Annotated in this window: 12 protein-coding genes; 10 read left to right on the top strand and 2 right to left on the bottom strand. The window is 65.3% G+C overall.

Annotated features, from left to right (window positions below):
• Window positions 1–4: 4 nt before the first annotated feature.
• Genes flhA through ACP7BY_RS12165 form a run of 3 tightly spaced genes read left to right on the top strand, consistent with a single transcriptional unit; the run spans window position 5 to window position 5,671 of the window.
• Window positions 5–2,089 carry a flagellar biosynthesis protein FlhA gene (gene flhA / locus ACP7BY_RS12175; protein ID WP_249340858.1) on the top strand — a complete coding sequence of 695 codons (2,085 nt, stop codon included), beginning with the start codon at window positions 5–7 and terminating at the stop codon, window positions 2,087–2,089.
• Window positions 2,090–2,149: 60 nt separating this feature from the next.
• The gene (locus ACP7BY_RS12170) at window positions 2,150–4,981 is read left to right on the top strand and encodes a flagellar hook-length control protein FliK (RefSeq protein WP_137902835.1); all 2,832 of its coding nucleotides are present in this window, start codon (window positions 2,150–2,152) and stop codon (window positions 4,979–4,981) included.
• A 12-nt stretch (window positions 4,982–4,993) separates the two neighbouring features.
• Window positions 4,994–5,671, top strand: coding sequence for a flagellar hook assembly protein FlgD (locus ACP7BY_RS12165; protein ID WP_033967354.1), 678 nt, complete (start codon window positions 4,994–4,996; stop codon window positions 5,669–5,671).
• 183 nt (window positions 5,672–5,854) lie between these two features.
• Here ACP7BY_RS12165 and ACP7BY_RS12160 read toward each other — a convergent pair whose 3' ends face one another.
• Both ACP7BY_RS12160 and ACP7BY_RS12155 read right to left on the bottom strand, forming a co-directional pair.
• Entirely contained in the window at window positions 5,855–6,196 is a 342-nt protein-coding gene (locus ACP7BY_RS12160) for a hypothetical protein (protein ID WP_052192563.1), read from the bottom strand.
• A gap of 220 nt (window positions 6,197–6,416) precedes the next feature.
• Window positions 6,417–7,742: an MFS transporter gene (locus ACP7BY_RS12155; RefSeq protein WP_033967353.1), complete on the bottom strand. Its 1,326-nt coding sequence runs from the start codon at window positions 7,740–7,742 to the stop codon at window positions 6,417–6,419.
• A gap of 118 nt (window positions 7,743–7,860) precedes the next feature.
• Here ACP7BY_RS12155 and cyoA point away from each other — a divergent pair, with 118 nt between their 5' ends.
• Genes cyoA through ACP7BY_RS12120 form a run of 7 tightly spaced genes read left to right on the top strand, consistent with a single transcriptional unit; the run spans window position 7,861 to window position 14,516 of the window.
• Window positions 7,861–8,946: a ubiquinol oxidase subunit II gene (gene cyoA / locus ACP7BY_RS12150; RefSeq protein ID WP_171010529.1), complete on the top strand. Its 1,086-nt coding sequence runs from the start codon at window positions 7,861–7,863 to the stop codon at window positions 8,944–8,946.
• A gap of 1 nt (window position 8,947) precedes the next feature.
• Window positions 8,948–10,972 carry a cytochrome o ubiquinol oxidase subunit I gene (gene cyoB, locus ACP7BY_RS12145; RefSeq protein WP_137902834.1) on the top strand — a complete coding sequence of 675 codons (2,025 nt, stop codon included), beginning with the start codon at window positions 8,948–8,950 and terminating at the stop codon, window positions 10,970–10,972.
• Window positions 10,969–11,610, top strand: coding sequence for a cytochrome o ubiquinol oxidase subunit III (gene cyoC, locus ACP7BY_RS12140; RefSeq protein WP_052192562.1), 642 nt, complete (start codon window positions 10,969–10,971; stop codon window positions 11,608–11,610). The genes cyoB and cyoC overlap by 4 nt, the downstream gene beginning before the upstream one ends.
• The gene (gene cyoD, locus ACP7BY_RS12135) at window positions 11,607–12,014 is read left to right on the top strand and encodes a cytochrome o ubiquinol oxidase subunit IV (RefSeq protein ID WP_033967352.1); all 408 of its coding nucleotides are present in this window, start codon (window positions 11,607–11,609) and stop codon (window positions 12,012–12,014) included. Before cyoC ends, cyoD begins: the two co-directional genes overlap by 4 nt.
• On the top strand, window positions 12,011–12,703 hold the full coding sequence (locus tag ACP7BY_RS12130; RefSeq protein ID WP_137902833.1) for an SURF1 family protein: 693 nt from the start codon (window positions 12,011–12,013) through the stop codon (window positions 12,701–12,703). Before cyoD ends, ACP7BY_RS12130 begins: the two co-directional genes overlap by 4 nt.
• Window positions 12,700–13,980, top strand: a complete 1,281-nt coding sequence (locus ACP7BY_RS12125; protein ID WP_033967351.1) for an ATP-binding protein — start codon at window positions 12,700–12,702, stop codon at window positions 13,978–13,980. The genes ACP7BY_RS12130 and ACP7BY_RS12125 overlap by 4 nt, the downstream gene beginning before the upstream one ends.
• Window positions 13,977–14,516, top strand: coding sequence for a response regulator transcription factor (locus ACP7BY_RS12120; RefSeq protein WP_033967350.1), 540 nt, complete (start codon window positions 13,977–13,979; stop codon window positions 14,514–14,516). The genes ACP7BY_RS12125 and ACP7BY_RS12120 overlap by 4 nt, the downstream gene beginning before the upstream one ends.
• Window positions 14,517–14,524 lie beyond the last annotated feature (8 nt).

Genomic DNA, 14,524 nt, shown 5'->3' with positions numbered 1-14,524 from the left:
CGCTGTGCTGCCGCTGCCCATTACCCGCCTGCTCGAACGGATCGGTGCCGGGCGCGATCTCGCGCTGGCATTCGGCGTCATCGCGATCATCGGCATGCTCATCCTGCCGATCCCGGCATGGCTGCTCGACATCGGTCTCGCTTTGTCGATCACCTTGTCGGTGATGATCCTGATGACGTCGCTGTTCATCGAAAAGCCGCTGCAACTCTCGGCTTTCCCGACGATCCTGCTGATCGCGACGATGCTGCGGCTCGGCCTCAACCTCGCCTCGACCCGATTGATCCTGGGGCACGGACATGAAGGGCCGCAGGCGGCGGGTGGCGTGATCGGCGCGTTCGGCGAATTCCTGATGGGCGGCGAAACGATCATCGGCCTGACCATCTTCGCGATCCTGATCGTCATCAATTTCGTCGTCATCACCAAGGGTGCGGGCCGCATCGCCGAAGTGGCGGCGCGCTTCAGCCTGGACGCCATGCCCGGCAAGCAGATGGCGATCGACGCCGATCTGTCGGCGGGCATGATTTCGGAAGAGCAAGCCAAGGAACGCCGCGCCGAAGTCGAAGCCGAAAGCGGCTTTTACGGCTCGATGGACGGTGCCTCGAAATTCGTGAAGGGCGATGCCGTCGCCAGCCTGCTGATCACCGGAATCAACATCATCGTCGGGCTCGGCATTGGCGTGTTCTCACACGGCGTGCCCGTTGCAGAGGCGTTCCGCACCTATACCGTGCTGACTGCGGGCGATGGCCTCGTCAGCCAGATTCCGGCGCTGATCGTGTCGGTTGCGGCGGGCATGCTGGTGTCCAAGGGCAGCGCGCGCGGCAAGACCGGCAATGCGCTGGGCGAACAGCTCGGCCGCTTCCCCAAGGCGTTTGGCATGGTCGCGTTCCTGATGGGCGCGCTGGCGCTGATGCCGGGCCTGCCCTTCGTGCCGTTCGCCGGTTTTGCCGGTCTGTCGGGCTGGCTTGCCTGGAGCATGAGCCGCAAGGCAATCGCCACCGCCAATGCCGAGCGACTGGCCGAAGCGACCGAGGCCGCGACGGTCAAGATCGCCGAAGAGCCGATCGCGCAAACGCTGGCGATCGATGCGCTGCGCATCGAAATCGGCTATGCGCTGCTGCCGATCATCAACGATGCGACGCGCGAACCGCGCCTCGACGACCAGGTGCGCGCGCTCCGCCGCCAGATGGCGACCGATTACGGCTTCGTGCTGCCCGCTGTGCGCATCATCGACAATATGGCGCTCGGGGCGAGCGAATATGTCATCTACATCAAGGAGAGCGAAGCCGCGCGTGGCGAGGTACGGCTCGACAAATTGCTGCTGATCAACCCCGGCGGCGGCGCGCCCGGCCTGCCCGGCGAGCCGACGCGCGAGCCGGTGTTCAACCTGCCTGCTTTGTGGATCGACCGCGAATTGCGCGAGGAAGCGGGCTTCCGCGGCCTGACGGTCGTCGATTGCGGCACCATCATCACCACGCACCTGACCGAACTGGTGAAGGACAATATCGCCGATCTGCTCTCTTATACCGAAACGCAGAAGCTGCTCGGCGACATCCACAAGGACGCGGCCAAGCTGGTCGCCGACATCGTGCCGTCCAAGGTCTCGGTGTCGAGCGTGCAGCGCATCCTGCAGAATTTGCTGTCGGAAGGGATTTCGATCCGCGACATCCCGACCATTCTGGAAGGCATTGCCGAGGCATCCCCTTCGACCAGCAACCTGACGATGCTGACCGAACATGTCCGCTCGCGCCTCGCCCGGCAGATTTCGGTGGCGCAAACCCGCGACAATGCCATTCCGGTGGTGACGCTGTCGCCCGAATGGGACACCGCCTTTGCCGACAGCATCGTCGGCACCGGCGACGACCGCCAGCTCGCTATGGCCCCCTCAACGCTGCAGGGTTTCGTATCGGCCGTGCGCGAAACCTATGATCGCCTGGCCGAGAGCGGCGAGATTCCGTGTCTGCTCACCAACCCGAGCGTGCGCCCCTTCGTCCGCTCGATCATCGAGCGGGTGCGACCCTCCACTGTGGTGCTGTCGCAGAACGAAATTCATGCCCGCGCCCGTATTCGTGCGCTTGGCACGGTCAGTTGAGCACGGTCCGGCTGCGACCCGCCTATAATGGTAGGACGGGCTCGCCGTGAAAGGGACTGCATGCAGATCGTTGGAAGCGGAATGGCCGGGTTACCCGGCGCGATCGGTCGCCCCAACGTCGTAGCGCAGGGTTTTGCCGCAACGCTGGGCGATGTCATTTCGCTCGCCACGCCACCTGTCGCATCCGCCGTCCCAGCGCTGCCGCTGGTCTCCATGACCGGCGATACCAACGCAATGGCGTTCGCTACGCTGGCCATGCTCGGTCGTGCTCCCGCAACGATACTGACCACTGGCGAGCCCACCGCAACTCAGGCGACTTCCGCGCTGTCGCTAACCGGCACGATCGGCAGCGCGCCAGCGCTAACCGCAGACGGTGCGCCAACCCCGGGCACCATCACCACCACCGCTCCGATCCTGCCGGTAGCAAAGGGGGAAGCGACCGTACCCCCCGCTCCTGCCGCGCTGGCTATCGGCGTGCCCACGCCCGACGCGGCACCGCCGGTGACGGCCGGTGTGTCTACAGCGCCCGCAGCGCCACCCTTCGGTGCGTCGGCATCCGATATTCTTGTCGCCGGGCCCGGACCCGACGCTTTGCCCGCTGTCCGGGCAGGGACGACGGCCGCGCTTCCCTCTTCGCCGGGGAGCGCTGCCGACGGCGTCGTGGCCACCGCGCCGCTACCAGAACCGCCCCTGTCCATCCCGGACGCGCCAGACATCACCGCGGCGGTGCCGGCAAACGCATCCCGTGATACGATCGCAGCGAATCCCGCTCCCTCGAACGTTGCGGCTGCCCCCGCCGCGACGAGCGTCGCCACATCCGCCGCGCCGGAAGTCAATCCGCCCGTCGTCACCGCTCCCGCCGGTCTTTCGGCCCCCGCAGCGGCTTCGCGCGCGCTGCGCACCGCCACGCCTGCACCGGCACCTGCCGTATCCGGCGGGGAAGTCCGTCTTCCCGACGCAACACCATGGTCGTCACCTGGGCCAACAATGGCCGAAGCGAGCCCCGCAATCGACCTCGCGCGCACCGCTGCCCCCATGCCCTCAGCCGCCCCGAGCATGGTTGCGCAGGCGACACTCGCATTACAACAGGCACCGACACCAGCGCCGGGCGACGCGCGGACACCTTCCGCACCAGCGACCAACGCAACCGCTGCGCCCCCACGGGCAAGCAAAGCCAAGGGCAGCGTGGCGGACGATGCGGCGCTGGACCGGGAGATGGCAACGGCTCCCGCACCGGTGCCCCTAGCAGCGACAATCGTGCCTGCCATGCCCGCTTTACCCGACCCAATGCCGGTGCCAGCGGCCCCCGTCGCAGGTGTGGAGGCATCCGCCGTACCGGTGGCACCCGTTGATGTGGCCACGCAAGGCTCAATCCCGGCCGCCACCGCACCGGCGATGCTTGCATCGTCGACGGCTGCCAGTGCCGCACCGACCGTAACTGCCCCTCCTGCCGCCTCGGCCGCGTCCAGCGGGCAGACCGACGGAGCGCAGCGCCGGTTCACGCAGGACACGGACCTGAAATCGGCCATCGCTGCATCAGCGACATTGCCGAAGACGCAGGACACCGCACCGCCGTCAGCGCAACGTCCGATTGCCCCCGTTCCGGTCGAGGCGTCGCCAGCAGCGCCCGCAGCGCCACCATCCGGGCCCGTTGCCGAGACATCGCCACAGCCTGTCGCTGCGGTCGAGCCGCCCGCAGGACCTGCCGCGACACCAGCGGACGGCCCGCCGGTGCACGCGCGACGCGATCCCGCCGACGTCAACGCGGAGACGCTGCCTGCACGCGACGGCACCCTACTGTCCCCGGTACATCCACAAGCGATGGCGGCGGATAGTCTCAGCGGGATTGCGCCCCCGACAGCGCCGCAAGCCACTGTACAAGCCACCGCAGTCCCCGCTCCGGCAGCTACCGCCACCGCGCAGGACGGGAGTAATTCCGCGATCGTTCAGCCGCAGGCAATCGCTGCGACCGGGCTACCCGCAAGACGCCCCGTCGCACCAGCGGACCGCCCGACGGTGCACGCGCGACGTGATCCTGCCGACGCCGACGGGGAGACGCCTCCTGCGCGCGACGGCACCCTACTGTCCTCGGTACATCCGCAAGCGATGGCGGCGGATAGTCTCAGCGGGCTTGCGCCCCCGGCAGCGCCGCAAGCCACCGTGCAAAACGCCACCGGGCCCGCTCCAACAGGGGTCGCCGCCGCCGCCGCGCCGGACGGGAACATTTCCGCGATCGTCCAGCCAAACGATGCCGGGCTCGGCGCGCCACAAAGCCCGGCGACCGCCAGCGCCCCGACCCCGACGCAGCCGACACCTCCGGCGCTCGCCCCCGATGCGCCGCAAACCGTGCGCAACGGCGACGCTCCGCAAGGCATGGCCCCCAGCGCGGCTGCGGCGGCGATGGTCACCGCTGCGCCCGGAGCCGCCCGCAACCCAATCGCCGCCACCGGCCCCCGCACCCTGATATCCGCCCAACCGGGCCGGATCGGTCGCGAGACCGGCGTCGCGATCGCGCATCGCATCGGCGCGGGTGGGGACGAGATGACGCTGCACCTCAGCCCCGCCAGCCTCGGCCGGATCGAGGTCAAGATCGCGTTTGAGGACGGCAGCCTGCGCGCCACGCTGCGCGCCGATAATCCCGCCGCGCTCGACCTGCTCCGCCGGGACAGCACCGATCTGTCGCGCGCGCTCGATCAGGCGGGGGTCCGCTCGGACTCGGGCAGCCTTACCTTTCAGGGGCGCGGGGCCGATGGCCAACCGGCGGGGTCGCGCCAACACTCGCCCTTCGCCGCGTTCTCGCAGCGCGGACAACCGACCGATTCCCCGACCACTCCGATCCCCGATTCCTATCAGCCGCTGCGCACCAGCGGACGTGTCGACTTTCTAGCATAAGGCACCACAGCGATGACCACGACGACCGCCACTGGCACCACCACCCCGAGCGCCGCTACGACGGCGAGCACCGCCGCGCCGACGACGGGAATCAAAGCCGACTTCAACATGTTCCTGAAGCTGCTCACCACGCAGATGCAGAATCAGGACCCGCTGAGCCCGATGGACACCTCGCAATATACCCAGCAGCTCGTGCAATATTCGCAGGTCGAGCAATCGGTGCAGCAGAACACGACGCTGAACTCGATTCTCAGCAACCTGAGCAACCAGGGCCTGACCCAGGCATCCGGCATGATCGGACGCAGTGTGACCCTCAATTCGGATGTCGCCGGCCTGGCCGCCGGAACGCCCGCGGCGTGGAGCTATTCTGCGGCCCGTCCCGTTTCCACGCTGACGTCTTCGATCACCGATGCGTCGGGAAAGGTCGTCATGACCAGTACGATGACGCCCAACGCGCAAGGCACAATGGCGTGGGATGGCACCCTCGCCGATGGATCGACCGCCCCCGCAGGCAGCTACACCCTGGCGCTCACGGCAAGCGACGCGGCGGGCAATTCCGTGCCGGTTACCATTCATGCGCAAGGCACTGTACAGGAAGTTAGCTCAGCAAACGGCGCGTTGACCCTCAAGGTAAACGGCGCAGCCTACACCACGGATAAATTGATCGGCGTTGCGGCGACAGCCAATTGAGTAAAATAAGCTGTAAATTATATTTGAAGAAGGTTGAATATATACTATATTAAAAGAGAGATCTGCCCGCGTCAGCCCCCAATGACTCCGGCAGATCTCACCCGTTTGGTACAGTTATCTGAAAAATTTTGTTGAAAATGAAAAACGTGCTTATGGCTGAGCGCGTTTTTTGCTGTGTGAGATCTAGCGGGCTGCGGACAGCCCTGTCCAAGGAAGCGATGATTCGATCACGCCGCGCGGCAAGGCAGGATCGATCGCGAAATCTTCGACCGAGCAGCCCTTCAAATCGGCCGGTAAGGCGAGCATCGCCAGACAATCGGCGATCGCGGGATCGTCACAGGGGCCAATCGTATCGACCACGTCTTCGAACGTCGCGCCCGGAGCCATCAGGCCTCGGCTCAAGGCCGCGTTCCACAAAGCCCGGGCATTGATCACATCGACGGCAATGCTGATGCGGTATCGATGCCCCTGGCTGACACCGGCATTGCTATAGGTTGACATGGCTTGATGGTCGCTCAGATCCACGCGTACTTCTCCCCCCGAACGCGATCGCCACGAACCCGCAGCGAACGATCACGATCTAGCAAGGGCGAGCGATCGACCGAATTGAGGGCAACCCCTTAGGTTGGAAACCCGGTATTTCCCTCGAAGCGATTCTGTTCTATTATAAGACGGTTCGCGTTCCGGGTAACGGAAGTGGCGCTTAAGAATGTCGGGGTGCTCCGGGCGACGCCCGGACCGGAGCTCAGGCCCGACCCGCCAGTTCCTTGTTCAACCACAAGGCCGCCAGCGTCGCGAGTGCGCCCGACAGCAGATAGCCACCGGCTGCTGCCAGCCCGAAGTGCGACGACAGGAACAGGCCGACCAGCGGCGCAAAACCGGCACCGACCAGCCACGCCAGATCCGACGTCAACGCAGCGCCAGTGTATCTGAAATCGCCCGAGAAATTGGCTGCCACTGCGCCCGACGATTGGCCAAACGACACGCCGAGCAAGACGAAGCCGAGCGCCATGAACAGCACTTCGCCAATCTCGCCCGCGCCCAGCAATTGCGGCGCGAACCCGGAGAACACCGCGATCGCCACCGCAGATGCCCCGAGCAGCGAGCGCCGCCCGAACCGATCCGCCAGATAGCCTGAGGCGACGATCGCAAGCACGCCGATCATGCCGCCCAGCACTTCGATTACCAGGAAGCGCTCGGGGCCGCCGCTGGTGTAGAGGAACACCCAGGACAACGGGAATACCGAGACCATGTGGAACAGCGCGAAGCTCGCCAGCGGCGCGAACGCGCCGATCACGATCGTGCGCCCCTGCCCGCGCACCGTTTCCAGCACCGGAGCCGGTTGCAGCGCGCGGCTTTCGAACATTTCCTGATAGGCAGCGGTGCTGACGATACGCAGCCGCGCGAACAGCGCCACGACGTTGATCGCGAACGCGACGAAGAACGGATAACGCCAGCCCCAGTCGAGGAAGTCCGCCGCCGACAGGCTGCTTGTCAGATAGGCAAACAGCGCCGCCGCCACCATAAGGCCCAGCGGCGCGCCAAGCTGCGGGATCATCGCATACCAGCCACGCCGATTCTCTGGCACGTTGAGCGCCAGCAGCGAGGGCAAACCGTCCCACGCGCCGCCGAGCGCAACGCCCTGGCCGATGCGGAACAGGCCGAGCAGGATCGCGGCATAAACGCCGACCTGCGCGTAGCCGGGCAGGAAGCCGATCGCCACGGTCGACCCGCCGAGCAGGAACAAGGCGATGGTCAGCTTCGTGCCGCGCCCAAAGGCGCGGTCGATCGCGAGGAACAGGAACGACCCGATCGGGCGTGCCACAAAGGCGAGCGCGAACAGCGCGAAGGAATAGAGCGTCCCCGTCAGACGGTCGACATAGGGGAAGACCAGCGTCGGAAACACCAGCACCGAGGCGATCGCATAGACGAAGAAGTCGAAAAACTCCGACGTGCGGCCAATGACGACGCCAATCGCAATCTCGCCCGAGGTGATTTCGCCGTGCTCGGCATTGATTCGGCCGGCATCGGCTTCGATCGCGCGCGAGGTTGGCGTGGTGGCTGCAGTCATCGGTGTTCGAACTCCCGGCATGATCGCCGAACGCCCCCTCTAAGCGTGCTGCACTGCAGCGGGGATTGGACAAAGTGTCCAATGGGAGGCCCCCTGTCCCCCGCGTATCTGCGCCCGCATGACCCGAACCCCCTTACTCCGCCCCTTGGCGCTGCTCGCGCCTGCCTTGCTCGGTGGGTGCAGCGCCGTCGTGCTGGACCCGGCGGGCGATCTTGCAGTGCAGCAAGGCAACCTCGTGATTTTCTCGACGGTGCTGATGTTGCTCATCATCGTTCCGGTGATGGCGCTGATCGCGTTGTTCGCCTGGCGCTATCGCGCAACCAATAAGGACGCGCCCTATTCGCCGGAGTGGCACCATTCCACCGCGCTGGAACTGGTGATCTGGGCGGCCCCACTGCTGATCATCATCTGCCTGGGCGCGGTGACCTGGACCAGCACGCATCTGCTCGATCCCTATCGTCCGATCGGTCGCCTCGATGCGGGTCGCGCCGTCGCTGCCACGGCCAAGCCGGTGCGGGTTCAGGTTGTCGCGCTCGATTGGAAGTGGCTGTTCATCTACCCCGATTACGGCATCGCCACCGTCAACGAGCTGGCCGCGCCGGTCGATCGGCCGCTCCAGTTCGATCTCACCGCCTCCAACGTGATGAACGCCTTCTATATTCCGGCGCTGGTCGGCCAGATCTACGCGATGCCCGGCATGACGACCAAGCTGAACGCGGTCATCAACCATCCCGGCAATTATGCGGGCTTCTCGTCCAATTTCAGCGGCGACGGCTTTTCGGGCATGCATTTCCGCTTCCATGCGGTGTCGGAAGGTGCGTTTGACCAATGGGTCGCGCGCGTCCGTGCAGGCGGCGGCAAGCTCGATCGACAGGGGTATCTCGGTCTGGCCAAGCCCAGCGCCAATACGCCGGTCATGCGCTTCGCCAGCGTCACCCCGGGCCTGTTCGACGCCGCCGCCAATCGCTGCGTCGCGCCGGGCGAGACCTGCATGAGCGCGATGATGCAGGCCGATGCCGGTGAACATCACGCCCATGTCGCCGCTGGCCGCCCCACCCAGACGATGGCGATGCCAATGGCGGCATCGGCTCCGATCCCCGCCACCACGCAACCTGGCGCACGCCTGACCGGTGCAGGGCTGCCAATGCCCGGCACCCGCGCAACAGACGTCCCGGCGACCGTCGGCGACCGAAGGACTTTCTGACATGACGTCCCCCCTTCCCCTTTCGTCGCCGTCGATCAGCCCGATCTTCGGCCGCCTGACGCTCGATGCGTTGCCGCTGCATGAAATTCCCGTGCTCGTCGCCTTTGCCGGGACCGCTGTCGGTGGCCTCGCGCTGCTCGCGGTCATCACCTATTACAAGGCATGGGGCATGTTGTGGCGCGACTGGTTCACCAGCGTCGACCACAAGAAGATCGGCATCATGTACATCATCCTCGGATTGGTGATGTTCGTGCGCGGCTTCTCCGACGCGCTGATGATGCGCGCGCAGCAGGCGATGGCCTTTAACGGCAACCCCGGCTACCTGCCGCCCGACCATTACAACCAGATCTTCACCGCGCACGGCGTGATCATGATCTTCTTCGTGGCGATGCCGCTGGTGGCGGGCCTGATGAACTTCGTCGTGCCGCTGCAGATCGGCGCGCGCGACGTGTCCTTCCCCTATCTCAACAATTTCAGCTTCTGGATGACGACGGCGGGCGCGGTGATCACCATGATCTCGCTGTTCGTCGGCAACTATGCCCGCACTGGCTGGCTCGCCATGCCGCCGCTGTCGGGCATCGCCGCCAGCCCGGACGTGGGGGTCGATTATTATATCTGGGGCTTGCAGATTGCCGGTGTCGGCACGCTGCTGTCGGGCGTCAACCTGATCGCGACCATCGTCAAGATGCGCGCGCCGGGCATGACGCTGATGAAGATGCCGGTGTTCGTGTGGACGTCGCTGTGCACCAACACCCTGATCGTCGCCGCTTTCCCGGTGCTGACCGCCGTGCTCGCACTGCTGTCGCTCGACCGCTATGTCGGCATGCAGTTCTTCACGAACGGCCTCGGCGGCAACCCGATGATGTACGTCAACCTCATCTGGATCTGGGGCCACCCGGAGGTGTACATCCTCATCCTGCCCGCTTTCGGCGTGTTCTCGGAAGTGGTCGCCACCTTCGCCAGCAAGCGCCTGTTCGGCTATACCTCGATGGTCTATGCGACGATCGTCATCACGATCCTCGCCTATCTCGTCTGGCTGCACCACTTCTTCACGATGGGCTCCGGTGCCAGCGTCAACTCATTCTTCGCGATCACCACGATGATCATCTCGATCCCGACGGGCGCGAAGATCTTCAACTGGCTGTTCACCATGTATCACGGCCGCATCCGCTATGAGCTGCCGATGATGTGGACGGTCGCGTTCATGCTCACCTTCGTCATCGGCGGCATGACCGGCGTTCTGCTCGCCGTGCCCCCGGCCGATTTCGTGCTGCACAACTCGCTGTTCCTCGTCGCCCACTTCCACAACGTCATCATCGGTGGCGTGGTGTTCGGGATGTTCGCGGGCATCAATTACTGGTGGCCCAAGGCGTTCGGTTTCAAGCTCGACCGCGTCTGGGGCAAGCGCCAGTTCTGGCTGTGGGTGCTGGGCTTCTGGTTCGCCTTCGCGCCAGTCTATGCGCTCGGCCTGATGGGCGTGACGCGTCGCCTCAGCCAGTTCGACGATGCCTCGCTGCAGCCTTACTTCCTGGTCGCGGGCTTCGGCGCGCTGCTGATCCTGGCTGGAACGGGCGCGATGTTCGTCCAGTTCTACGTCAGCTTCCGCAACCGCGAGGCACTGCGCGACGTGACCGGCGATCCCTGGGATGGCCGCACGCTCGAATGGTCGACCTCGTCGCCGCCGCCGGACTACAACTTCGCCTTCACGCCCGTCGTCTATGACAATGATGCGTGGTGGGACATGAAGCGGCGCGGCTATGTCCGCCCGACCACCGGCTTCCGCAAGATCCACATGCCCAAGAACACCGGCACCGGTGTCATCCTGGCGGGCCTGAGCGTCGCCTTCGGCTTCGGCATGATCTGGTACATGTGGTGGCTGGCGGTGGTATCGCTGGTCGGCATCTTCGCCGTCGCGATCGGCCACTCGTTCAACTACAAGCGCGATTTCTACATCCCGGTCGAGGATGTGATCCGCACCGAGGATGAACGCACCCGCCTTCTCGCCAGCGAAGGAGTTTCGGCATGAGCGCGCAGACCTTCGAAGCGACCGCCAACGGCGAGACCCCGCTGTTCTACGAAGTGGAAGAGCATCATCATCCCGAGGGCAGCAGCACGATGCTGGGCTTCTGGATGTACCTGATGAGCGACTGCCTCATCTTCGCCATCCTGTTCGCCTGCTATGCCGTGCTCGGCCATAGCTATGGCGGCGGCGAAGGGCCCAAGCAGTTGTTCGAACTGCCGCTGGTCGCGCTCAACACCGCGATGCTGCTGTTCTCGTCGCTGACCTATGGCTTTGCCATGCTGACGATGGAACGCCCCGGTGCCAGCGTCCGCGCGGTGCAGGGCTGGCTGATCGTCACCGGCCTGTTCGGCCTCGCCTTCCTGTGCATCGAGCTCTACGAATTCTCGAACCTGATCCATGAAGGTGCGGGCCCGTGGCGCAGCGCGTTCCTGTCGTCCTTCTTCACGCTGGTCGGCACGCACGGTCTGCACGTCACCGTCGGCCTGATCTGGCTGGTCACGCTGGTCACGCAGATCGGCATGCACGGCCTCGGCCAGGCCAACCGCCGTCGCCTGATGTGCCTCAGCATGTTCTGGCATTTCCTCGACGTCATCTGGATCGGCGTCTTCACCATCGTCTATCTCATGGGAGTGCTCGGATGAGCGCCGATACGCTGCACAATTCGGCCCATGGCCACGATCATGGCCATGACGATCACGCACACGGCGAGGCCCCGCACGGTTCGCTGCGCGGCTATATGATCGGCTTCATCCTGTCGGTAATCCTGACCGCGATTCCCTTCGCGCTCGTCATGACCGGCACGCTCGATACCACCACCACGGCGGTCATCGTGCTGGCGATGGCGGCGATCCAGGTCGTCGTGCACATGGTGTTCTTCCTGCACATGACCACGACGGCAGAGGGCGGCTGGTCGTTCCTCGCCTTGCTGTTCACCGTCATCGTGATCGTCATCACGCTCGCCGGATCGATCTGGGTGATGTACCATATGAACGCCAACATGATGCCGGCCCCAGCCGCTGTTACCGAGACCATGAGCCAGCAATGAGACGTTCCCCTGCGACGATCGCGTTTCTGCTGATCGTCGCGGGGGCGCTCTGCGCTGCCCTGATCGCGCTCGGCATCTGGCAAATCGAGCGCCGCAGCTGGAAACTGGCGCTGATCGCGCGCGTCGAACAGCGCATCCATGCCCCCGCCGTCCCCGCCCCCGGCCCCAACCGCTGGCCCGGCATAACCGATGCGAGCGACGGCTACCGTCACGTCACCGTCACCGGCCGCTTCCGCGACGATCGCGCGACACTGGTGCAGGCCGTCACCGAACGCGGCCCCGGCTTCTGGGTGATGACCCCGCTCGTCACCGAGCGCGGCTTTACCGTTCTCGTCAATCGCGGCTTCGTGCCCTCGCGCGACCCGGTCCCGCCCGGCGGTGCCACCACCGTCACCGGGCTTTTGCGGCTGACGGAACCGAAGGGCGCGTTCCTGCGCTATAATGATGCTGCGACGAACCGCTGGTATTCGCGCGACGTTTCGGCCATTTCTGCGGCGCGCGGGCTCGACCATGTCGCGCCCTATTTCATCGATGCCGATGCCGGGCCGGCCGCCACAGCCCCGGTGGGAGGCCTGACGGTCGTGCATTTCACCAACAACCATCTGGTCTATGCGCTGACATGGTTCGCGCTCGCTGCGATGGTGGCGGGTGCGGCGGCGCTGCTGCTCCGTCCCGTCCGCCGCGGATGAGTATTCCCGCCCCTGTCGATACCACCGAACGCGACAATATGCGTCAGCTTGTCAACCTGCGCTGGCTCGCGGTGTGCGGGCAATGCGCCACGATCCTGATCGTGCGCTTTGGCATGGGCGTTCCGCTCCCGCTGCTTCCGATGCTGTCGGTGGTCGCGGCGCTGGTCGTGCTGAACCTGGTCAGCATGGCACAATTGTCGCGCCGCGTGACCAATTCCAACAGCGCGCTGTTCGCCAGCCTGCTGCTCGATGTCGCGGCCTTGACCGCGCTGCTGTACCAGAGCGGGGGTGCGACCAACCCGTTCATCTCGCTCTATCTGCTGCAGGTGGTGATGGGCGCGGTGCTGCTGGAGGCCTGGTCGAGCTGGGTACTGGTGGCGATCACCAGCGCCGCCTTTGTCCTGCTGGCCGAAGTGCATGTCCCGCTGGCGCTGCCGCCGCGCTTCATAACCGACTGGGGCGATCTGTATATGATCGGCACGCTGATCTGCTTCGGGCTGGTGGCGGTGCTGCTGGTTGCCTTCGTCACGCGCATCAACAGCAATTTGCGCGCGCGCGACGCCCGCCTCGCGACGATGCGCCAGCAGGCGGCGGAGGAGGACCATATCGTGCGCATGGGCCTGCTCGCGACCGGTGCCGCGCATGAACTCGGAACTCCGCTCGCCTCGCTCTCGGTGATCGTCAACGACTGGCGTCACGCCCCGGCACTGATGGCGCAGGAAAGCTTCGCCGAGGAAATCGGCGAGATGCAGGTTGCGCTGGCGCGGTGCAAGGCGATCGTCACCGGCATCCTGCTGGCGGCGGGCGAAGCGCGCGGCGAGAACCCGACGATCACCAGCGTGAAGCGCTTTTTCGACGAAGTGGTCGCCGAATGGCGCGTGCAGCATTCGCCGGAAGCGATCGTCTATGACAATCGCTTCGGCGCGGACATGGCGATCGTCGCCGATACTGCGGTGAAGCAGGTAATCTGGAACGTGCTCGACAATGCCGCCGAAGCGTCGGGCCAGCCCATCGCGCTCGACGTAAGCCGCGATGGAGCTTCGCTGGTGCTTTCGGTGCGCGATACCGGCCCCGGCTTCACCCCCGAAATGCTCGCCAATCTCGGCAAACCCTATCATTCCACGCGCGAACGGCTCGGCAGTGGACTCGGCCTGTTTCTCGTGGTCAACGCCATGCGCAAGCTCGGCGGCACGGTCGACGCCCGCAATCGGGCGGAGGGCGGTGCCACGGTGACGATCACGCTGCCGCTGTCGGCGCTGGAATGGGGCGAGCGATGACCGAGAAGCACCTGTTGATCGTCGAGGATGACGCGGCGCTCGCCAAGACGCTGGGACGCTCGTTCGAACGGCGTGGCTATACCGTTGAATTGGCCTCCGATCAGGCCGGTGTCGAAGCGGTGCTCGCCAAGCGCACCCCCGATTATGCGGTGGTGGATCTGAAACTCGGTGCCACGTCGGGTCTGGTCTGCGTTCAGGCGATCCACGCGCAGGATGCACGCACCCGGATCGTGGTGCTGACCGGCTATGCCAGCATCGCCACCGCAGTGGAGGCGATCAAGCTCGGGGCCAGCAATTACCTGCCCAAGCCGTCCGACACCGACGACATCGAAGCCGCCTTCGCCAAGGCCGAGGGCGGTGGCGGTGACGTTGCCACGCCGCTCGGCAACCGCCCGACCTCGATCAAGACGCTCGAATGGGAGCGGATCAACCAGACGCTGGCGGAGAACAACTTCAACATTTCCGAAACCGCACGGCAATTGGGGATGCACCGCCGCACGCTGGCGCGGAAACTGGAAAAACAGCCGATCAAATAGTGGGGACG

It is taken from the genome of Sphingomonas sp. PSPC2-2 (genome assembly GCF_049897725.1).
Classification (GTDB): domain Bacteria; phylum Pseudomonadota; class Alphaproteobacteria; order Sphingomonadales; family Sphingomonadaceae; genus Sphingomonas.
This window is presented reverse-complemented; position numbering and strand designations above follow the sequence as displayed.

Bases quoted from the DNA above. Each gene is read 5' to 3' on its own strand.
- ACP7BY_RS12170 (WP_137902835.1), top strand. From the start codon at position 2,150: ATGCAGATCGTTGGAAGCGGAATGGCCGGGTTACCCGGCGCGATCGGT.
- ACP7BY_RS12165 (WP_033967354.1), top strand. From the start codon at position 4,994: ATGACCACGACGACCGCCACTGGCACCACCACCCCGAGCGCCGCTACG.
- ACP7BY_RS12155 (WP_033967353.1), bottom strand. From the start codon at position 7,742: ATGACTGCAGCCACCACGCCAACCTCGCGCGCGATCGAAGCCGATGCC.
- cyoA (WP_171010529.1), top strand. From the start codon at position 7,861: ATGACCCGAACCCCCTTACTCCGCCCCTTGGCGCTGCTCGCGCCTGCC.
- cyoB (WP_137902834.1), top strand. From the start codon at position 8,948: ATGACGTCCCCCCTTCCCCTTTCGTCGCCGTCGATCAGCCCGATCTTC.
- cyoC (WP_052192562.1), top strand. From the start codon at position 10,969: ATGAGCGCGCAGACCTTCGAAGCGACCGCCAACGGCGAGACCCCGCTG.
- cyoD (WP_033967352.1), top strand. From the start codon at position 11,607: ATGAGCGCCGATACGCTGCACAATTCGGCCCATGGCCACGATCATGGC.
- ACP7BY_RS12130 (WP_137902833.1), top strand. From the start codon at position 12,011: ATGAGACGTTCCCCTGCGACGATCGCGTTTCTGCTGATCGTCGCGGGG.
- ACP7BY_RS12125 (WP_033967351.1), top strand. From the start codon at position 12,700: ATGAGTATTCCCGCCCCTGTCGATACCACCGAACGCGACAATATGCGT.
- ACP7BY_RS12120 (WP_033967350.1), top strand. From the start codon at position 13,977: ATGACCGAGAAGCACCTGTTGATCGTCGAGGATGACGCGGCGCTCGCC.